Source organism: Hydrogenophaga sp. IBVHS2 (genome assembly GCF_002127215.1).
GTDB lineage: Bacteria > Pseudomonadota > Gammaproteobacteria > Burkholderiales > Burkholderiaceae_C > Hydrogenophaga.
In genome coordinates this window covers 215,951-235,838 of sequence record NZ_NFUT01000003.1, presented here as the reverse complement: position 1 = coordinate 235,838, position 19,888 = coordinate 215,951, and the positions used below count along the sequence as shown (strand labels likewise).

Sequence of the window (19,888 nt, the reverse complement as noted above, 5' to 3'; positions counted from 1 at the left end):
GGCTGGCAGTCGTTGTGTACCCTATGGGGTACTGTACTGCCGCTGTTGGGCCTGTCTCTGCATAATGCCGCCCACCCGAAAGGGTCGGTGCTTCAAACACCGCATTACAGAGTTGCGATCCACAGGAATGTGGGTCCTATCGCGTCCCAATTCAAAGCCAGCGCATGGTCGCTGGACACGGTTTGGACGGGATGGGGCTACCCGTAAGGGCGCCCGCACGTCTGTATGCGTGTTTGAACATCCCGTCCACCCGGCTGTAGCTCAGCTGGGTGGTTCGTGTCCTTGGATGGAGAACGCCCCCATGAACGCGCACCTGCTGGCCGAGCTTTCGCTCGATCTTCAAGCGGTTCAACGCCTGGCCCTGGTGGCCCAGCAAGCCGACCTCAGCACCGATGACCGCATCGCCCTGGCCCGCGCCACGCAGCGGCTGGCGGGTTCGGCGGGTTGTTTGACCGATGCGGCGCAGTGGCCCGATGCCGCTTCGGTGGCGGCCTCAGCCGCTCAATGGGTGCTGCCTGATGCACCTTGGGGCGATGACTTCACTGGCCTCACCCACCACCAAGCCCCCACCACCAGCAGCGCAAACCCGCTGTAGACCCAGGCCAGCAGCCACAGCGGTGCGTCCACGTACAGCAGCTCTGCGAGCCAGTGGGAGACGAAGTTCTCGCTGTAGCTGGCTTGGCCGGCCATGCGGCGCAGGGCCTGTTCCCAGATGGTCAGGGGGCAGAGCCGGCCCAGCCAGGCCTGCAGCGCAATCAGCACCATCAGGCCCAGGTGGGTGGCGCGCAGCCACCGGTTGCGCACCCAGCCCCAGCCGCGCCATCCGCCCACCAGCACCAGGGGCAGCAGGCCCACCACGAACACCACCACGCCCACATGGAGCAGGAGGATGGCGTCGGCCAGCAGGGCGGCGGTGGCGGGGCTCATGCGGCGCAGGTTAATCCTCGGCTGGCCTGACGGCCAGTGCGCCGCGCGGTCAGGCCGCGAAACCCGGCAGCGATCAGGCGGCCACAGCCTCGGCCGACAGGTGCGCCGCCGGCTGGGCGCGCACCGACAGGTCGGCCACCAGGTAGCGGGCGTCCTGCAGTTCGGCTTCGGTGGGGGCCGTGGCGGGGCGCACCACTTCCATGGGGCGGCCGTGGGCGATGGCTTCCTGGGTGAGGGCGGCGGTGGACGGCGCTGCGCCGATCAGGCTGTGGCGCTGGCCCAGGCCTTCCACGCGCAGGGTCTGGCCGTACTTGCCCTTGAGGTTGCTGCACAGCTCCACGCTGTTGAGCGGCAGGTGGCGCACGCGGGGCTTGATGCCCGATTCCACCACCAGCAGCTCGCGGTCGGTGATGACCCACACGCCCCGGTTGGCGCCGACGATGCGGCCGCTGGCCACGGCGCGGATACGGTCCTGCCGGCCCAGGTGCGGGCGCACGGCCTCCACCACCCACTGGGGCATGGGCTGGGTGGCGTAGGGATCGCGGTTCTCCAGGAACATCTCCAGCAGATGGTCGTGGTCGCGCAGGAAGTTCAGCAGGCCGATCAAGGGGGGCTCCCGGGTGTTGTTGGATGAAGGGGCCTGCGAGCGTGCAGGGCCGGGCATGGTGCCTGTTGTGGATTGACCCTGCGACCTGCTCGGGTGCGGGGTTATTCGGCCTGGTCGGTCGGCCATGAAAAAAGCCCGCACGCGGCGGGCTTTTGGGGGGGGTGACGCTTCAGGTCACTTGTTGATGTTCATGTACTCCGACACCACTTTCCAGCGGCCGTCCTGCAGCTGCGAGAGGCGGGTAGCGTTGCTGCCCAGGCGCTTCTGCGGGCCGAAGGTCATCTCGGCGGCGCCGAAGATGTCCGGCGGAATGGTCATGGTGTCCATGGCCTTGATGAAGCTGTCGGTGGTCAGGTTGTTGCCGGCCTTGCTGGCGGCGCGCAGGAAGGCGTCCACCGCGCTGTAGCCGTACACCGAGAACACGGTCGGGTCTTCGTTGAACTTGGTCTTGTACTTGTTGGCCCAGAAGCGGATCTGCTGGTTGGCTTCGTCCAGGTAGGGGTGCTGCACCGTCATGGCGGCGTACAGGCCGTTCATGGGGGCACCGCCCAGCTTGTGGATGAGGTCGGTGTACGAGGCGCTGGAACCCACGAAGGTGGGGTTGAAGCCCAGGCGGCGTGCGGTGGCGATGCCGCCGATGGTCTCGCGGATGATGGTGCCCAGCACCACCATGTCGCACTGCGCGGCCGAGAGCTTCTGCATCTGAGAGGCAAAGTCGGTGGCGCCGCGCTTGTAGGTGGTCTCTTCGGCCAGGGTCATGCCCACGGTCTTCAGGCCGTCTTCCGCACCGCGCTTGACCTCCAGGCCGAATTCATCGTCCTGGTACATGGTGCAGACCTTCTTGGCGCCTTTCTCCTTCACCAGCTTGGGCACGGCCAGGCGCATCTGGTCGTAGTAGGTAGCGGCAAAGCTGTACTTGAGCCGGTGGAAGGGCTCGTACATTTCACGCGCGGCGGTCACCGGGAAGAAGTTGATGACGTTCTTGGGGAACTGCACCTGCATGGCCGCAATGTTCTGCGCCGTGCCGATGTGGCCCACCATGGCGAAGATCTTGTCCTGGTTGACCAGCTTCTGGGCCGCCAGCACGGCCTTCTTGGGGTCGTAGCCGGAGTCTTCCACCTTGAGCTCGATCTTGCGGCCGTTGATGCCGCCTTGCTCGTTGGCCTCGTCCACCCGCAGCATCATGCCCAGGCGCACCTGCTTGCCGAAGCCGGCCAGCGGGCCCGAGAGGTCCTGGATGGAGCCGATGGTCAGGGTGTCCTTGGTCACGCCTTGCGACTGCGCCAGCGCGGAGCCGGCGACCAGCGCCAGGGCGGCGGCGATCAGGGTGGGTTTGAGTGTCATGGTGTGGTCTCCTTCGGGGTGGCGGGTCGGTGATCGGTCAGCGCTGCTGGGGCCTTGCATCAGCGGTACATGGCGTCGATCTGCTCGGCGTACTTGGTCTGCACCAGCTTGCGCTTGAGTTTCATGGTGGGGGTGAGTTCTTCGTCCTCGGCGCTGAGCTGGGTGTCGAGCAGGAAGAACTTCTTGATCTGTTCGACCCGGGCAAATTTCTTGTTCACGCGGTCGATCTCGGCTTGTATGAGGCCTTGCACCTCGGGCGCGCGGGTGAGGCTGGCGTAGTTGGAAAACGGCACGTCGTTGTCCTGCGCATACTTCTCCACGTTCTCCTGGTCGATCATGATGATGACGGTGAGGTAGGGCCGCTTGTCACCGATCACCACGGCGTCGGTCACGTAGGGCGAGAACTTCAGTTCGTTCTCCAGCTCGCTGGGCGTGATGTTCTTGCCGCCTGCGGTGATGATGATGTCTTTCATGCGGTCGGTGATGCGGAAAAACCCTTCCTCATCGACCACGCCCACATCGCCCGTGTGCAGCCAGCCATCGGCGTCGATGGTCTCGGCGGTCTTCTCGGGCAGGTTGAGGTAGCCCATGAAGACATTGGGGCCGCGCACCAGGATCTCGCCGGTGTCGGGTGCGATGCGCACCTCGTTGTAGGCCGCGGCCGGGCCGATGCTGCCGGGCTTGATGCGCTCGGCCGGAATGCCGGTGGAGGCACCGCAGGTCTCGGTCATGCCCCACACCTCCAGCATGGGCACGCCCAGGGCCAGGTACCAGCGCACCAGGTCGGGCGAGATCGGGGCTGCACCGGTCACCAGAAAGCGGGCGCGGTGGATGCCGATGAGCTTGCGCACGTTGTTGAGCACCAGGGCCCGTGCCAGCTTGAACTGCAGCTTGAGGCTGCCCGGCACCGGCTGCCTGGCCATCACGAGGTCGGCCACTTTCTGCCCCACGCCGATGGCCCAGGCATAGGCCGCCTGCTGCAGGCCGCTGGCTTCCTTCAGGGTGATCATCACGCCGGAGTAGAACTTCTCCCACACGCGCGGCACGGCGGTGAACACGGTGGGTGCGATCTCGCGCACGTTCTCCGGCACCGTCTCGGGGTTCTCCACGAAGTTGAGCTTGGCGCCGGTGTAGAGCGAGAAGTACTCGCCGCCCATGCGCTCGGCAATGTGGCACAGCGGCAGGAAGCACATGCACTCGTCGTCCTCGCTGCGGGCAATGAGCGTGTTGTAGCCGCGCACGGTGTACACCAGCCCGGCGTGCGAATGCATGGCGCCCTTCGGCTTGCCGGTGGTGCCCGAGGTGTAGACCAGGATGGCCAGGTCGGTGGGTTTGAGCGCATTCACCCGGGCCTCCACGGCACCGGGGTGGGCCTTGTGGTGTTCGCGGCCGAGCTGGCGCAGCGCATCGAGGCTGATGACGCCCGGGTCGTCCAGGTCGCGCAGGCCGTCCATGTCGACCACCACGATCTTCTTCAGCAGCGGCAGGTGGTCGCGTACCTCCAGCGCCTTGTCGAGCTGCTCGTCGTTCTCCACGAACAGCACCGTGGTGCGGGAGTCCTCGCACAGGTACTGCACCTGCTCGGCGGCGTCGGTGGGGTAGATGCCGTTGGACACGCCCCCCGCGCTCAGCACACCGAGGTCGCACAGCACCCACTCGATGGTGGTGTTGGACAGGATGGAGGCGGTGTCGTGGGCCTCGAAGCCCAGGGCCATGAGGCCGTGGCTGATCTCGCGCACCGCCTCACCGGTCTGCTGCCAGGTCCAGCTGCGCCAGATGCCCAGGTCTTTCTGGCGCATCCAGACCTTGGGGCCGCGCGCCTTGACGGCGTTCCAGAACACGGCGGGCATGGTCTCGCCGGGCATGACCACATCGGCACGCGGCTGGATGTGGGAGGTGTCCCAGAGGTAGGTCATCTCGTCATCTCCAGGTCTTTTTCTTTTTCCAGCGCCGGTCGGCGCGCACGCCGGCTTCCTTCATGCCGAGGTAGAACTCCTTGATGTCGTCCTTCTCGCGCAGGTGGGCGCAGGTGTCTTCCATCACGATGCGGCCGTTCTCCAGCACATAGCCGTAGTCGGCGGCGTTGAGCGCCATGTTGGCGTTCTGCTCCACCAGCAGGATGGTGGTGCCGCGCTCGCGGTTGATGCGCACCACGATCTCGAAGATCTCCTTGGTGAGCTTCGGACTCAGGCCCAGGCTGGGCTCGTCCAGCAGGATCAGGTCGGGGTTGGCCATGAGCGCGCGGCTGATGGCCAGCATCTGCTGCTGGCCACCCGAGAGCAGGCCGGCGTCCTGTGCCGCCCGCTCGCGCAGGATGGGGAAGTAGCCGAACACCATCTCCATGTCGCGCGCCACGCCGTCGCGGTCCTTGCGGGTGTAGGCGCCCATGAGCAGGTTGTCGCGCACCGACAGCAGCGGGAACACCTCGCGCCCCTCGGGCACGTGCGACAGGCCCATCTGCACGATGTGCGACGGGTCCTGCGCGGTGATGTTCTCGCCCTTGAATTCCACCGAGCCCTTGCGCGGGTCGATGATGCCGCTGATGGTCTTGAGGATGGTGGTCTTGCCGGCGCCGTTGCTGCCCAGCACGGTGGCGATCTCGCCCCGGCGCACCTGCAGGCTCACGCCGCGGATGGCCTTGATGGGGCCGTAGGCGCTCTCGACGTTGGACAGCTTGAGCACCGGGGAGTCACTGGTCGGAACGCTCATGCATTCACCTTGTGGTTTTCGCGGCGCAGGCTGGAGACGTCGTCCACCGTGCCCAGGTAGGCCTCGATCACGCCGGGGTCGGCCTGCACATGGGCCGGCGTGCCCATGGCCAGCTGCTGGCCCTGCGACATGGCCAGCACCCGGTCGGACACCTTGGACACCAGGCCCATGTCGTGCTCGACCATCAGCACCGTGATGCCGAGTTCGTTCTTGATGTCGGTGATCCAGAAGGCCATGTCGTCGGTCTCTTCCACGTTCAGGCCCGACGAGGGCTCGTCCAGCAACAGCAGCTGCGGCTCGGTGCACAGGGCCCGTGCCAGCTCCACCACCTTGCGCACGCCGTAGGGCAGGCCGGCCACCATGCTCTCGCGGTGGTGCTGCAGGTCCAGCAGGTCGATCACCTGCTCCACCTTCTCGCGCGCCTCGATCTCGGCCGCGCGCGTCTTGCTGGTGAAGAACAGCTCCGACAGCAGGCCGGTGCGGCGGTGGGTGTGGCGGCCGATCAGCAGGTTCTGCAGCACGGTGGCGTGCTCGAACAGCTCGATGTTCTGGAAGGTGCGGGCAATGCCGAGCGAGGCGATGCGGTGCGGCGGCTGCTCGGTCAGGCGCAGCATGCCCTGCGGCCCGGCGTAGTCGATGGTGCCGGTGGTGGGGGTGTAGATGCGGCTGATGAGGTTGAACACCGTGGTCTTGCCGGCGCCGTTGGGGCCGATCAGGGTGAACACCTCGCCGCGCTTCACGTCGAAGCTGACGTCGTTGACGGCCAGCACGCCGCCGAAGCGCACGCTCAGGTTCTTCGCCGAGAGGAGGATGTCGCTCATTTCAGGCGGTCCGATTTCTGGAACGATTTCTGCCGCTTGAACATGCCCTTGCGGTAGAACGGGAACAGCTGGAACCAGGTGCGCACCTTGAGCCAGCGGCCGTACAGGCCCATGGGCTCGAACAGCACGAAGGCGATCAGCACCAGGCCGTACACGGTGCCCTGCAGGCCGGCGGCCTGGCCGATGGCGGCCGGCAGGAAGTCCTTGCCCATGGCAATGAGCTGGGGCATGACGATGAGGAAGATGGCGCCCAGGAAGGCCCCGTGGATCGAGCCCAGACCGCCGATCACCACCATCAGCAGCAGGTCGATCGACTGGATGATGCCGAACTGGTCGGGCGACAGGAACTGGATCTTGTGGGCATACAGCGCGCCGCCGATGCCGGCCAGGAAGGCCGAGAGCGCGAAGCTCAGCGTCTTGTAGCGGGCCAGGTGGATGCCCATGCTCTGGGCCGAGATCTCGGAGTCGCGGATGGCCACGAAGGCGCGGCCGGTGCTCGAACGCATCAGGTTGACGATGCCCAGCGTGGCGGCCACGCAGATCACCAGGCACAGCGCGTAGAACTCGCCGGTGGTGTCGAGCTCCATGCCCAGCAGCTTGGGGTACTGCACCATCAGGCCGGCGTTGCCCCCGGTCATGTGCTCCCAGCGGGCAATGCCTTCTTCCACGATGAAGCCGAAGGCCAGGGTGGCCATGCCCAGGTAGATGCCCTTGACCCGCAGGGCCGGCAGGCCCACCACCATGCCCACGGCGGCCGATAGCAGGCCGGCGCAGGCCAGCGCCAGGGGGAAGGGCAGGCCGGCGTTGACCATGATGGCCTGGGTGTAGGCGCCCACGCCCAGGAAGGCCGCATGGCCCAGCGAGAACAGCCCGGTGAAGCCGGCCAGCAGCATCAGCCCCAGGCCCACGATGGCGTAGATGAGCACGAAGGTCATCTGCGAGAGCCAGTACTCCTCCACCGTGAAGGGGGCAGTCACCAGGAACAGGCCCAGCAGGCTGTACCAGAACACGTGGCCGCCGTGCTTGGCCAGCCGGATGTCCTGGTCGTAATCGGTCTTGAACAGGAAACGCATGGGCCGGCCTCAGACTTTCTTGCGGAGTTTTTCGCCGAACAGGCCGTTGGGCTTGAGCACCAGCATGATCAGCACCACGATGTAGGGTGCGATGTCCTTGAAGCCTTCGGGTAGGTAGAAGCCCGAGAGGGCCTCCACCACACCGATGACCAGGCCGCCCACGATGGCGCCGGGCAGGCTGGTGAAGCCCCCCACCACCGCAGCCGGGAAGGCCTTCAGGCCGATGAAGCCCATGTTGGCGTGCACGAAGGTGATGGGCGCCAGCAGCAGGCCGGCAATCGCGGCCACGCCGGCCGCCAGGCCCCACACCAGGCCGTTGAGCTTCTTCACCGGAATGCCCATGTAGTAGGCCGCCAGCTGGTTCTGCGACGAAGCCTGCATGGCGATGCCCAGCTTGCTGTAGCGGAACATGGCGAACAGGCCGCCGCACAGTAGCGCGGTCACGCCGATCACCACCACCTGCTCGGCCGAGATCACCAGCGCGCCCAGGCGCAGCACCTCGCCGGCGTAGGGCACGGGCAGGGTGTGGGTGTCGGTGCCGATGTTGGGGATCATGGTGATCACGCCGCGCAGCACATAGCCCACGCCGATCGTGAGCATCACGATGGAGAACGCGGGCTGGCCCAGGATGGGGCGGATGACGATGCGCTCGAGCAGCACGCCGAACAGCGCCATGCCGATGATGGCCGCCGGCACCGAGAGCCAGAAGGGGAAGCCCAGCAGGGTCATGGCGGCCAGACCGCCGAAGGCGCCGACCATCATCAGGTCGCCCTGGGCAAAGCTCACGGTCTCCGTGGCCTTGTAGATCAGCACGAAGCCCAGGGCAATGAGGCCATAGATGCACCCCTGGGCCACACCGCTGATGAGCAGTTGCAGCAGTTGCACGAACGTGTCTCCGTTGTTGTTGTGTCGCGCGTCCCGAAGGCCGCGTCTGCTGCAGTTATGGGTGCAGGCAAGGCAGCAGAAGTGCTGCGATTTATAGCTGTCTTGCACGGGACTGACGCTAGGGGTTGTCCCGACGCGGGCGTCGCGCAGGTGCCAGCAAGATGCCCCCATGACCTCTGTGCGTATCGGTGCCGGGCTGGGCTTTTATGGCGATCACTGGGAGCCGGTGGCGGCGAGCATCGAGCGCGGCGATGTGCAGTTCGTGGCCAGCGATCACCTGGCCGAACTGACCCTGGCCATCCTGCAGAAAGACCGGCAGCGCGACCCCGCGCTGGGCTACGCGCGGGACGTGGTGCCCCTGCTGCTGCGCCTGTGGCCGCTGATGCAGGCGCGTGGCGTGCGCTTCGTGTGCAATGCCGGCGGCCTGAACCCGCACGGGGCGGCGCTGGCGGTGCAGGCCGCGCTGAAGGGCAGGGGCCTGAAGGCCCGCATCGCGGTGGTGGCCGGCGACGACGTGCTGCCCCGCCTGCTGGACCCGACTCAGGACTTTCCCCACCTGTTTCATGGCCACGACATCGCCGGTGTGCGCGAGCGGCTGGTGTTCGCCAACGCCTACCTCGGTGCAGCCCCCATCGTGCAGGCGCTCGATGGCGGGGCCGACATCGTCATCACCGGCCGGGTGGCCGATGCCGCGCTGTTCCTGGGCCCGCTGGTGCACGGCCTGGGCTGGAAGCTGCAGGACGCCTCCACCCCGATCGACCTCGACCGCCTGGCCCAGGGCCTGACGGTGGGCCATCTGCTGGAATGTTCGGGGCAGGGCAGCGGGGGCAACTTCGGCAGCCAGGGCTGGTGGCAGCGCATCCCCGATCTGGCCCGCATCGGCTATCCCGTCGCGGAAGTCTGGGAAGACGGCACCGCCCTCGTCACCAAGCCGCCCGACACCGGCGGGCTGGTCAATTTCGACACGGTGCGCCAGCAGCTGCTGTACGAGGTGCACGACCCGCACGCCTACCACTCGCCCGACGTGGTGCTGGACATGGGGCAGATCGAACTGCGCGACGAGGGTCGGAACCGGGTGTACCTGAGCGGTGCGCGGGGCACACCCCCGGGCGACCGCCTCAAGGTGGTGGCCGGCTACCGCGACGGCTACAAGGCCGAGGTGAGCTGGGGCTTCTCGTGGCCCGACGCCTGGGACAAGGCCCAGGCCGCGCAGGCCATGATCCGCGCCGAACTGGCGCGCCGCCGGGTGCCGCACGACGAACTGTTCGTGGAGCACCCGGGCCTGAACGCGGCCCATGGCCCGCTGGCCCCGCTGCCCGACGCGTCTGCCCTGAACGACCTCGACGAGGTCTGGACCCGCTTCGTGCTGCGCACCCCCGACCGCAGTGCGGCCGAAGGCTTCGGCCGGCTGTTCCCCTGGCTGGCGCTCAGCGGCCCGGCGTACACCAGTGGCTTCAGTGGTCTGCACGGTGCCAGCGAACTGCTGGGCATCTGGCCGACGCTGGTGGACCGTACCTCGGTGGAGGCGGGTGTGGCCATCGACTGGATGGAGGCGGGCGCATGAACCCGGGCATCGAGACCTTGCACATTCCCCTGGCGCGCATTGCCCACGCCCGCAGCGGCGACAAGGCCGACTGGGTCGACTTCGGCCTGTTCGCGCGCAACGCGGCGGGGTGGCGGCTGATCGAGCGTGAAGTGACGGCCCGGCGGGTGCAGGCCCACTTTGCGCCCTGGCTGCCGGGCGAGGTGCTGTTGTGGCCTTTGCCGAAGCTGCTGGCCATGAAGCTGGTGCTCAAGGACGCGCTGCAGGGCGGCGGCGCCCGCAACCTGCGCCAGGACAACCTGGGCAAGGCCCTGGCCGGGGCGTTGCTGCGCATGGAAATCACCGCCACACAGGCCGAACTGGACGAAGCCCTGCACAGCCCCACCGTGGCCTGGTGGCCCTGAACCGGGCCGGTGGAATGGCCCCAGCGCGGGGTGTGGCGCTGCCTAGCATCGCGGCCATGCCGAACACCCCCCTTGCCCCCAAGCCCATCGATGTGCTGGTGCTGCAGCACACCCTGGAGGACGGCCCGGGTTACCTGGGCGAATGGCTCGATGCGCACGGCCACACCTGGCAGGTGCGCTGCACCGAGGCCGGCGAGGCCTACCCGGACACCATCGACGGCTACCGCGCGCTGGCGGTGCTGGGGGGCGAGTGGGGCGCCAATGACGACCGTCCCAGCCTGCGCCAGGCCGAAGACCTGATCCGCCAGGCCGATGCGCGCGGCATTCCGGTCATCGGGCACTGCCTGGGCGGGCAGCTGATGGCGCGTGCCTTCGGCGGGCGGGTGGAGCGCCTGCCGGTGCCCGAGGTGGGCTGGCTGCCGATCCACGCGGTCGCCGGTCTCGACCCCGATGCCGCCCTGCTGCAGGACTGGCTGGGCGGTCTGGGCAGCGATGGCCGGGCCGTGGTCTACCAATGGCACTACGACAGCTTCGTCGAGCTGCCGCCGGGCGCGAAGCTGCTGGCATCGTCACCGGCCTGCCCGCATCAGGCCTTTGCCATCGGCCCGCACCTGGGCATGCAGTTCCACATCGAGATCACGCCGGAGAAGATCGATGCCTGGCTGGGCAACCCCGGCACGGTGTACCCCCAAGCGGTGGTTCAGGGGCTGCCCACCGTGCAGCCGCCCGACGCCATGCGGGCCGCCACGCTGTACAGCCAGGCCGGCAGCCTGGCGCTGGCCGGTGTCATCTACGCCGCGTGGCGGCGGCGCTGGAAGCCGGCCTGATCACAGCCCGGCGGGCAGTCCGTCGCGCGGGATGGGCCGGGGCCGGCCCTCCATGTCGATGGCCACATAGGTCAGGCTGGCTTCGGTCACCTTCACATACTGGCCCTGGGCCGAGAAGCGCTCGGCAAACACCTCCACCTGCACCGTGATGGAGGTGCGGCCCACCCGGGTGAGGTGCGAATAGAAGCTCAGGATGTCGCCCACCCGCACCGGCTGCTTGAAGATGAACTGGTTGACCGCCACCGTGGCCATGCGGCCGCGCACATAACGCGCCGGCAGCACCGCACCGGCCAGGTCGACCTGGGCCATGACCCAGCCGCCGAAGATGTCGCCGTTGGCATTGCAGTCGGCCGGCATGGGAATGACCTTGAGCACCAGTTCGCGGTCGGTGGGCAAGTGGGTGGCCTGGGGGCCGGCGTCGGTGGACATGGGCACAATCTCCGTGATAACCCCGAGATTCTCCCGCATGCGACCCGACAACCCGACCCAAGGCCGTGTGGCCCTGCCGCCCACGCCCGGAATGCCCGGCGGCGAAACCGCGCGCCGCTCCGACTGGGCCACGCTGCAGCGCCTGCTGCCTTACCTGTGGCGCTACAAGTGGCGGGTCATGTTCGCGCTGGGCTTCATGGTGGCGGCCAAGGTGGCCAACGTCAGCGTGCCGCTGCTGCTCAAGGAGCTGGTCGATGCCATGACCATCCCGCCCGGCAGCACCCAGGCCCTGCTGGTGGTGCCGGTGGCCCTGCTCCTGGCCTACGGCGCGCTGCGCCTGTCCACCAGCCTGTTCACCGAGCTGCGCGAACTGGTGTTCGCCAAGGCCACCGAGGGCGCCACCCGCAGCATCGCGCTGGAGGTGTTCGGGCACCTTCATGCGCTGTCGCTGCGCTTCCATCTGGAACGCCAGACCGGGGGCATGACGCGCGACATCGAGCGCGGCACGCGCGGCGTGCAGTCCCTCATCTCGTATTCGCTCTACAGCATCGTGCCCACGCTGATCGAGGTGGCCATGGTGCTGGCCCTGCTGGGCACCCGCTTCGACATGGGCTATGTGGTCATCACGCTGGTGGCCCTGGTGGTGTACGTGGCCTTCACCGTGGTCGTGACCGAGTGGCGCACCCAGTTCCGGCGCGAGATGAACGAGCTGGAATCCAGCAGCCAGACCCGCGCCATCGACTCGCTGCTCAATTACGAGACGGTCAAGTACTTCAACAACGAAGCCTTCGAGGCCCGCCGCTACGACGAGGCGCTGGAGCGCCTGCGCCGTGCCCGCCTCAAGAGCCAGAGCACGCTCTCGCTGCTCAACACCGGGCAGCAGCTGGTGATTGCGGTGGCCCTGGTGCTGATGCTGTGGCGGGCCACGCAGGGTGTGGCCGACGGCACGCTCACGCTGGGCGATCTGGTCATGATCAATGCCTTCATGATCCAGCTCTACATCCCGCTGGGTTTCCTGGGCGTGCTCTACCGCGAGATCAAGCAGAGCCTGACCGACCTCGACAAGATGTTCGTGCTGCTCGAGAAGGAGCGCGAGGTGGCCGATGCCCCGGGCGCCTTGCCCCTGCGCCTGCAGGGGCCCCCGGCGGTGCGCTTCGAGGACGTACGCTTTGCCTACGAGCCGGCCCGGCCCATCCTGCACGGCATCAGCTTCGAGATCCCGGCCGGGCAGACGGTGGCGGTGGTGGGCCCCTCGGGCTCGGGCAAGAGCACGCTGGCCCGGCTGCTCTACCGCTTCTACGACACGCAGGAAGGGCGCATCACCATCGACGGGCAAGACATCCGCCAGGTGACCCAGGGCAGCGTGCGCGAGGCCATCGGCATCGTCCCGCAGGACACGGTGCTGTTCAACGACAGCATCGAATACAACATCCTCTACGGCCGGCCCGACGCCGGGCACGACGCGGCCGTGGCGGCCGCCCAGGCGGCCCACATCCGCGATTTCATCGAGCGGCTGCCGCAGGGCTGGCGCACCGTGGTGGGCGAGCGCGGCCTCAAGCTCTCGGGCGGCGAGAAGCAGCGCGTGGCCATCGCCCGCACCCTGCTCAAGAACCCGCCCATCCTGATCTTCGACGAGGCCACCTCGGCGCTCGACTCGGCCAACGAACGTGCCATCCAGGGCGAGATCCGCAGCGCCGCCCGCAACAAGACCACCCTGGTGATTGCCCACCGCCTCTCCACCGTGGTGGACGCCCACCAGATCATCGTGCTGGAGCACGGCCACATCGTCGAACGCGGCACCCATGCCGAGCTGGTGGCCCGGGGCGGTGTTTACGCGCAGATGTGGAAGCTGCAGCAGTCGGATAATCCGGCCGATGGAAACCAAGTGGCTTGAAGACTTCGTCAGCCTCGCCGAGACCCGCAGCTTCAGCCGATCGGCCCAGCTGAGGCACGTGACGCAACCGGCGTTCTCGCGCCGCATCCAGTCGCTCGAAGCCTGGGCCGGCACCGATCTGGTGGACCGGTCGTCCTATCCTACGCGGCTCACGCCGGCCGGCCAGACGCTGTACGAGCAGGCGCTGGAGATGCTGCAGACGCTCAACACCACCCGGGCCACGCTGCGGGCGCACACGGCAGCGGCGCAGGACGTGATCGAGTTTGCGGTGCCGCACACGCTGGCCTTCACCTTCTTCCCGGCCTGGCTCTCTGGCCTGCGCGAGACCTGCGGCCCGATCAAGAGCCGGCTGATCGCGCTCAATGTGCACGACGCGGTGCTGCGGCTGGTGGAGGGCAGCTGCGACCTGCTGATCGCCTACCACCATGTGGACCAGCCCATCCAGCTCGATGCTGCCCGCTACGAGATGCTGCCGCTGGGCAGCGATGTGCTGGCGCCTTTCGTCAAGCCCGACGGCCAGGGCCGTCCGCTCTACACCGTGCCGGGTCAGGCCGGCGCGCCGGCACCCTACCTGGCCTATGCGCCCGGCGCCTACCTGGGCCGGGTGGTGGACAGCCTCACCAAGCGCGCCGACCGGCCGGTGCACCTGGACCGTACCTACGAGACCGACATGGCCGAGGGCCTCAAGGCCATGGCACTCGAAGGCCACGGCATCGCCTTCCTGCCCACCAGCGCGGTCCGTTCGGAGGTGGCAGCCGGCCGTCTGGTACCGGCCGGCGAGGGCCTGCAGGCCGCGCTGGACATCCGGCTCTACCGCGCGCGGCCGGCCGACAGCACCCGGTCCAAGCGGGCGGTGCAGGTGTTCTGGGACCGCCTGAGCGATCTGGTCGGCCGGTGATCTGATGGTTTCGTGATGACTCTTGTCAGCCGGGGGTGACTTCGGATCACATGCCACCGCGTGTGTCCGGGTCCCCTTGCAGGAGTCGTTGCCATGGTCCTTCGCCGTCTCGCGGGTTCGTCGCTGGTCGCCCTGTGGCTGCTCGGTGTCATGGGCACCCCGCCGGTGCAGGCCCAGGTTCAGGCATCCACGCTGGAGCGCATCCAGCGAGAGGGGCGTGTCGTGCTGGCCTACCGCGATGCCTCGGTGCCGTTCTCGTACCGCGACGGCACCGATCGACCGGTCGGCTTTGCCATCGACATCTGCCTGCGGCTGGTCAGTGCCATCGAGGCGCGCACGCGCCGCAGTCCGCTGATGGTGGACTACCTGCCGGTCAACAGTGCCAACCGCATGGACGCCATCGAGCGTGGCCGGGCCCAGCTGGAATGCGGCTCCACCACCAACAACGCCCTGCGCCGCGAACGGGTGGAGTTCACCATCCCGCACTTCATCACCGGCGCCCGCCTGCTTGTCAGGGCCGACAGCCCCATCGACGGCATCGACCACCCCAAGCTCCGGCGCCTGGTGTCCACCGCCCAGACCACGCCGCTGGAAGCCGCGCGCCGCATGGCCAATGACCGCGGCCTGTCCACCGTGTTCATCGAGGTGGCCGAACACGACCAGGCCGTGGCCCTGGTGGAAAAGGGCGAGGCGGATGCCTTTGCCATGGTCGATGCCCTGCTGTACGGCCTCAAGGCCAACCGACCCGACCCGGCCGCGCTCAAGGTGGTCGGGCGTTTCATGACGATGGAGCCGCTGGCCATCATGCTGCCCCGGGGCGACCCCGAGTTCAAGAAACTGGTGGACGACGAGATGCGCCGCCTGATCCACTCCCGCGAGATGCAGGCCCTCTACGACCGCTGGTTCCGACAGCCCATACCGCCGCGCGGGGCGGTGCTCAACCTGGCCCCCAGCTACATGCTGCAGGAGGTCTGGAAGTTCCCCAGCGACCGCGTCACCTTCTGACCCGCGGGGTCGGGGCTGCGACAATCGCGGGATGAATGCCGCCCCGACCTCCGCCCCCGACACCCTCACCCTGACCCGCCCGGACGACTGGCACGTCCACCTGCGCGATGGCGATGCCCTGCGCACCGTGGTGCCCCACACGGCGGCCCAGTTCGGCCGTGCCATCGTCATGCCCAACCTCAAGCCCCCGGTGACCACCGCCGCGCAGGCCGTGGCCTACCGCGACCGCATCCGTGCCGCCGTGCCCGAGGGCCTGACGTTCGAGCCGCTCATGACGCTCTACCTCACCGACAACCTGCCGCCCGACGAGATCGCCCGGGCCCGTGAGGCCGGTGTCGTGGCCGCCAAGCTCTACCCGGCGGGCGCCACCACCAACAGCGACGCCGGCGTCACCGACATCCGCAAGACCTACCGCACCCTCGAAGCCATGCAGAAGCACGGCCTGCTGCTGCTGGTGCACGGCGAGGTCACCTCCAGCGACATCGACCTGTTCGACCGCGAGGCGGTGTTCATCGACCAGCAGATGATCCCGCTGCGCCGGGATTTCCCCGAACTCAAGGTGGTGTTCGAACACATCACCACCCGCGAGGCCGCGCAGTACGTGGCCGAGGCCGGCCCCTTCACGGCGGCCACCATCACCGCCCACCACCTGCTCTACAACCGCAACGCCATCTTCAGCGGCGGCATCCGCCCGCACTACTACTGCCTGCCGGTGCTCAAGCGCGAGGTGCACCGCCAGGCCCTGGTGGCGGCGGCCACCGGGGGGAGCGACCGCTTCTTCCTGGGCACCGACAGCGCCCCGCACCCGGCCCACCTGAAGGAGCACGCCACCGGCTGCGCCGGCTGCTACACCGCGCACGCCGCGCTGGAGCTCTATGCCGAAGCCTTTGACAGCGTGGGCGCCCTGCACCGGCTGGAGGCCTTTGCCAGCTTCAACGGCCCGGCCTTCTACGGCCTGCCGCGCAACACCGGCACCGTCACCCTCAAGCGCGAGCGCTGGACGCCACCCGAGAGCTTTGCCTTCGGCCAGGCCGAGCTCAAGCCGCTGCGCGCCGGCGAGGCGCTGCCCTGGCGCCAGGTGGCCTGAGGCCCGCCGTTCCAGCGATGGGTGCCGGCTGGTCCCTGCCCTGGGCGTCGCCCTGGTTCGCACCGCTGGACGCCTGGGGGCCCGGGTTGCCGGCGCCGGACAGCGCTGGCGTCTTCCCCCCGGAGTTGCCCGAAGCCCTGAACCGGCTGGGCCCGCTGCCGGTGCGCTTCGTGCCGCAGTCGGCGCTGCCGGACGGGCAGGCCTACGAGCAGTTCATCGCCGACACGGCCACCGTCCCCACCCGCAACAACCTGCACGATGCCTTCAACGGCCTGTGCTGGCACCGGTTTCCCCGGACCAAGCAAGGCCTGAACCGGCTGCAGGCCGCCGAGATCGCCCAGGCCGGCGTCGGTGCGGTTCGCGGCCCGCTGCGCGACGCCCTCACCCTGTTCGACGAGAACGCCGCCCTGCTGCAGGCCCCGGCCGCGTTGTGGGAGGCCCTGCTCGCGCGCGACTGGCAGCGCCTGTTCGTGCAGCAGCGCCCCCTGTGGGCGCAGGCCCGGCTGGTGGTCTTCGGCCACGCCTTGCTGGAAAAGCTGGTGAGTCCTTACAAATCCATCACCGCCCACGTGCTGCGCTGGCCGGTGCCGGTCGAGCTGGGCGCTGATCTGTCTGCCTGGGACGGCTGGCTGGCCGATGCGCTGTCCCCCGACGCCCTGCGCGCCAAGCCCTTCACCCCGTTGCCGGTGCTGGGCGTGCCGGGCTGGTGGCCGGCCAATGACGATCCGGCGTTTTACGCCGATGCGACCGTCTTCCGTCCGCCCCGTCCTTGAATCGGCGTCCGGCGGCGCCATATCGGCTTCTCGGTATCATGCGCAGCCGCTGCGCCCGGGGAACCCGCCAGCACCGGCCGGAATCCCAGGCACACTGGCCGCCCTGACCGGCCACACCCACTCCACGGAGCCCACATGAAACGCATCCTGCTGCTCGTCCTCACCAACGTCGCCGTCATGGCGGTGCTGCTGATCACCACCCGCCTGCTGGGGGTGGACCGGTTCCTGACCGCGAACGGCCTCAATCTGACCGCCCTGGCCGGTTTTTCGCTGGTCATCGGTTTCGGCGGCGCCTTCATCTCGCTGCTCATCAGCAAGCCCATGGCCAAGTTCAGCACCGGTGCGCGCGTGATCAGCCAGCCCCAGAACGCCGACGAGGCCTGGATCGTGCAGACGGTCGAGAAATTCGCCCGTCAGGCCAACATCGGCATGCCCGAGGTCGCCATCTTCGAAGGCGCGCCCAACGCCTTTGCCACCGGCGCCTTCAAGAACTCGGCCCTGGTGGCGGTGTCCACCGGCCTGCTGCAGAACATGACCCGCGAAGAGGTCGAGGCCGTCATCGGCCACGAGGTGGCCCACATCGCCAACGGCGACATGGTCACCATGACCCTGATCCAGGGCGTCATGAACACCTTCGTGGTGTTCCTCAGCCGCGTCATCGGCTATGCGGTGGATGCCTTCCTGCGCAAGGGCGACAGCCAGAGCAGCGGCCCCGGCATCGGCTACATGGTGACCACCATCGTCATGGACATCATCCTGGGCTTCCTGGCCGCCATCATCGTGGCCTGGTTCAGCCGCCAGCGCGAGTTCCGGGCCGACGCCGGCGCCGCCCAGCTCATGGGCCGCAAGCAGCCCATGATCAATGCGCTGGCCCGCCTGGGTGGCCTCACCCCCGGCGAACTGCCCAAGACCATGCAGGCCATGGGCATCACCGGCGGCCTGGGCAAGCTGTTCAGCACCCACCCGCCCATCGAAGAGCGCATCGCCGCGCTGCAGCAGAACGGCTGATCGGGTCGATGGCCCACGCAAAAGGCCGCCCTCGGGCGGCCTTTTTTGCGGGCGCGGCGGGGTGGTGCCAACGTGTCCCGGGGTGACAGGATGGCTCTGGACAGGCGGCTGCAACGGCCGGCAACCAACTCACACCAAGACCGGCCGGTCGATGCCGTGAATGTGTGGCAGCGCCGTGTCATGTCCTCCCTGTCCTTTGGCGGATGGCGATTCACCCGTACCTGTGCCTTTTCATGCGCTCTGATTCCCTTCATTCACCCCGACTCACCCGGTCACCATGCCCCACCCTGAACGACACCCCGCACGCTTCACCCCGTGATCAGGCCTCCGACCGTGATCTGAAGCACGAGTCCCGCCGGGGCATGCCACCCCCCAGGACTCCCCATCACCTGAAGCCGGTGGAGCAGGTGAACGATGTCGATCAGCATGTGACCACCCGGGAAGATCCTGACATCTGGATGAAGGAGTTCATCCAGGCTTTCTCCGACGAAACCGATCGCAAGAGCGCTGCCGATCTGCCCGGTGTGTTGTCCCGGTTTGCAGATCGCATACCGCAGCTCGATCTGAAAAGCCTTGACGGCAATGGGTTGCGCGCGCTGGAGGACGCGCTGATCAACGGGCTGCGGCCAGCGTTGTCGGCGTGGTTCGGAGCCCTGCAGCTCAGCCTCGCTGAACAGGATGTGGACGTTCCGCATGGAGCGGGTTTGTCGCAGGCCATGGGTCGCCTGCACGGTGCCTGGGCCCTTCAAGTGAGCAAGGCGGGGTTCACCGCCGCGGCGCAGAGGTTTTTCGAGTCCGACCCGATCTGGGAACTCCAGTACCTGAACACCTTTGCCAAAGCCTATGACACCAAGTTGTCGGTGGCTGGTCTGGGTGCACAGACGATTCTTTGGGCCACGGCTCCGCCGAGCATCACCCGGGGTGAAACCAGCCCCAACCCGGAGACCTCCCCCCTGCCATTCCAGCACCAGGCGCCCTCGGCCTTCAGGCAGCTCGACGCATGGGTCAAAGACTTCCAGGGTCTCACCCGTTGTTCCGACGCTACTTTCGAGAAGATCCGGTACATCGCCGACGCCTGGATTTCACACCTCGATGCTTCGGACGCTTCCCCCACGCCCCGCGCCCTGCAAGACCGTTTCAGCGGATCGGCGTTGGTCGGGACCGAGGTGCCTCTGCAGCCGTCCGGCCCGACTGGGACAGGCCTGTCAAAGGCGGACGAGGCGTTTGAAAAGCTCAGACCCCGATACCAGCGGATGCTCTGCAACAAACTGAGCGATCTGTTCCCGGGTGTCGAACTTCCGTTTGCAGCGCCGAAATCGGTCGAAAAAACCGAGTACACCCGCTGCGACGAACTCATGGCCTGGGTGAACGGCTTCCAGGAGAAGCACTCGTGTTCGAAAAAGACGATGACCGGGCTTCGGACGGTGGCCGATGCCTGGGTCCAGGAGATCGGGCGGGCCTCGAAACAAGGCCAGTTCAACTCATCGGTGTCAGGGCCGGTCCGGCTCGACATGTCGTCGCACGAGAAGGTGTTCAACAGGCTCCGATACAAGTACCGGAAACAGCTGTCTGAGGAGTTGACGCGGCTGTTCCCGAACGTCGAATCAGCCGTGAATGGGCCCTTGCCTCTCTGACGCCTGCCGCGGCGCAGGGC

The 19,888-nt window shown here is 67.7% G+C and carries 19 protein-coding genes; 10 read left to right on the top strand and 9 right to left on the bottom strand.

Annotation, left to right across the window (positions count from 1 at the left end; all coding sequences use genetic code 11):
* Positions 1–501: 501 nt before the first annotated feature.
* From CAP38_RS10355 to CAP38_RS10320, 8 genes are all read right to left on the bottom strand, one after another.
* Positions 502–927: a DUF2784 domain-containing protein gene (locus CAP38_RS10355; RefSeq protein WP_086121329.1), complete on the bottom strand. Its 426-nt coding sequence runs from the start codon at positions 925–927 to the stop codon at positions 502–504.
* 73 nt (positions 928–1,000) lie between these two features.
* A complete protein-coding gene (locus CAP38_RS10350; RefSeq protein ID WP_179188520.1) occupies positions 1,001–1,591 on the bottom strand; it encodes a hypothetical protein in 591 nt (196 codons plus the stop codon).
* Between the two features lie 117 nt (positions 1,592–1,708).
* Positions 1,709–2,878 (bottom strand): ABC transporter substrate-binding protein, encoded by a 1,170-nt coding sequence (locus tag CAP38_RS10345; RefSeq protein WP_086121327.1) that lies wholly within the window; start codon positions 2,876–2,878, stop codon positions 1,709–1,711.
* Between the two features lie 59 nt (positions 2,879–2,937).
* Positions 2,938–4,794 (bottom strand): long-chain fatty acid--CoA ligase, encoded by a 1,857-nt coding sequence (locus CAP38_RS10340; RefSeq protein WP_086121326.1) that lies wholly within the window; start codon positions 4,792–4,794, stop codon positions 2,938–2,940.
* A gap of 4 nt (positions 4,795–4,798) precedes the next feature.
* The gene (locus tag CAP38_RS10335) at positions 4,799–5,587 is read right to left on the bottom strand and encodes an ABC transporter ATP-binding protein (RefSeq protein WP_086121325.1); all 789 of its coding nucleotides are present in this window, start codon (positions 5,585–5,587) and stop codon (positions 4,799–4,801) included.
* Entirely contained in the window at positions 5,584–6,408 is an 825-nt protein-coding gene (locus tag CAP38_RS10330) for an ABC transporter ATP-binding protein (RefSeq protein WP_086121324.1), read from the bottom strand. Before CAP38_RS10330 ends, CAP38_RS10335 begins: the two co-directional genes overlap by 4 nt.
* A complete protein-coding gene (locus tag CAP38_RS10325; RefSeq protein ID WP_086121323.1) occupies positions 6,405–7,481 on the bottom strand; it encodes a branched-chain amino acid ABC transporter permease in 1,077 nt (358 codons plus the stop codon). Before CAP38_RS10325 ends, CAP38_RS10330 begins: the two co-directional genes overlap by 4 nt.
* A gap of 9 nt (positions 7,482–7,490) precedes the next feature.
* Positions 7,491–8,366 (bottom strand): branched-chain amino acid ABC transporter permease, encoded by an 876-nt coding sequence (locus tag CAP38_RS10320; RefSeq protein WP_086121322.1) that lies wholly within the window; start codon positions 8,364–8,366, stop codon positions 7,491–7,493.
* Positions 8,367–8,535: 169 nt separating this feature from the next.
* On the opposite strand from CAP38_RS10320, the gene CAP38_RS10315 reads away from it, so the two are divergent.
* From CAP38_RS10315 to CAP38_RS10305, 3 genes are read left to right on the top strand one after another with little or no spacing between them, the layout of a single operon-like run.
* Positions 8,536–9,930: an acyclic terpene utilization AtuA family protein gene (locus CAP38_RS10315; RefSeq protein WP_086121321.1), complete on the top strand. Its 1,395-nt coding sequence runs from the start codon at positions 8,536–8,538 to the stop codon at positions 9,928–9,930.
* Complete coding sequence (locus tag CAP38_RS10310; RefSeq protein WP_086121320.1) at positions 9,927–10,313, top strand: hypothetical protein; 387 nt, start codon at positions 9,927–9,929, stop codon at positions 10,311–10,313. The genes CAP38_RS10315 and CAP38_RS10310 overlap by 4 nt, the downstream gene beginning before the upstream one ends.
* 56 nt (positions 10,314–10,369) lie before the next feature.
* Positions 10,370–11,140, top strand: a complete 771-nt coding sequence (locus CAP38_RS10305) for a type 1 glutamine amidotransferase (RefSeq protein ID WP_086121319.1) — start codon at positions 10,370–10,372, stop codon at positions 11,138–11,140.
* Here the strand turns inward: CAP38_RS10305 and CAP38_RS10300 are convergent, their stop codons facing one another.
* The gene (locus CAP38_RS10300) at positions 11,141–11,569 is read right to left on the bottom strand and encodes an acyl-CoA thioesterase (RefSeq protein ID WP_086121318.1); all 429 of its coding nucleotides are present in this window, start codon (positions 11,567–11,569) and stop codon (positions 11,141–11,143) included.
* A 37-nt stretch (positions 11,570–11,606) separates the two neighbouring features.
* Between CAP38_RS10300 and CAP38_RS10295 the strand changes: the two genes are divergently transcribed.
* The 7 genes from CAP38_RS10295 (at position 11,607) to CAP38_RS10265 (ending at position 19,868) form a co-directional block, all read left to right on the top strand.
* Positions 11,607–13,463: an ABC transporter ATP-binding protein/permease gene (locus CAP38_RS10295; protein ID WP_086121317.1), complete on the top strand. Its 1,857-nt coding sequence runs from the start codon at positions 11,607–11,609 to the stop codon at positions 13,461–13,463.
* Entirely contained in the window at positions 13,444–14,361 is a 918-nt protein-coding gene (locus CAP38_RS10290) for a LysR substrate-binding domain-containing protein (RefSeq protein WP_086121316.1), read from the top strand. Before CAP38_RS10295 ends, CAP38_RS10290 begins: the two co-directional genes overlap by 20 nt.
* A 93-nt stretch (positions 14,362–14,454) precedes the next feature.
* Positions 14,455–15,366 (top strand): amino acid ABC transporter substrate-binding protein, encoded by a 912-nt coding sequence (locus tag CAP38_RS10285; protein ID WP_256924407.1) that lies wholly within the window; start codon positions 14,455–14,457, stop codon positions 15,364–15,366.
* A 31-nt stretch (positions 15,367–15,397) separates the two neighbouring features.
* Positions 15,398–16,453 (top strand): dihydroorotase, encoded by a 1,056-nt coding sequence (pyrC, locus tag CAP38_RS10280; RefSeq protein WP_086121315.1) that lies wholly within the window; start codon positions 15,398–15,400, stop codon positions 16,451–16,453.
* A gap of 17 nt (positions 16,454–16,470) precedes the next feature.
* Positions 16,471–17,226: a DUF3025 domain-containing protein gene (locus CAP38_RS10275; RefSeq protein WP_086121314.1), complete on the top strand. Its 756-nt coding sequence runs from the start codon at positions 16,471–16,473 to the stop codon at positions 17,224–17,226.
* A gap of 135 nt (positions 17,227–17,361) precedes the next feature.
* Positions 17,362–18,234, top strand: a complete 873-nt coding sequence (htpX, locus tag CAP38_RS10270; RefSeq protein WP_086121313.1) for a protease HtpX — start codon at positions 17,362–17,364, stop codon at positions 18,232–18,234.
* A gap of 407 nt (positions 18,235–18,641) precedes the next feature.
* Entirely contained in the window at positions 18,642–19,868 is a 1,227-nt protein-coding gene (locus CAP38_RS10265) for a hypothetical protein (protein ID WP_143435811.1), read from the top strand.
* The last annotated feature ends 20 nt before the right edge of the window (positions 19,869–19,888 follow it).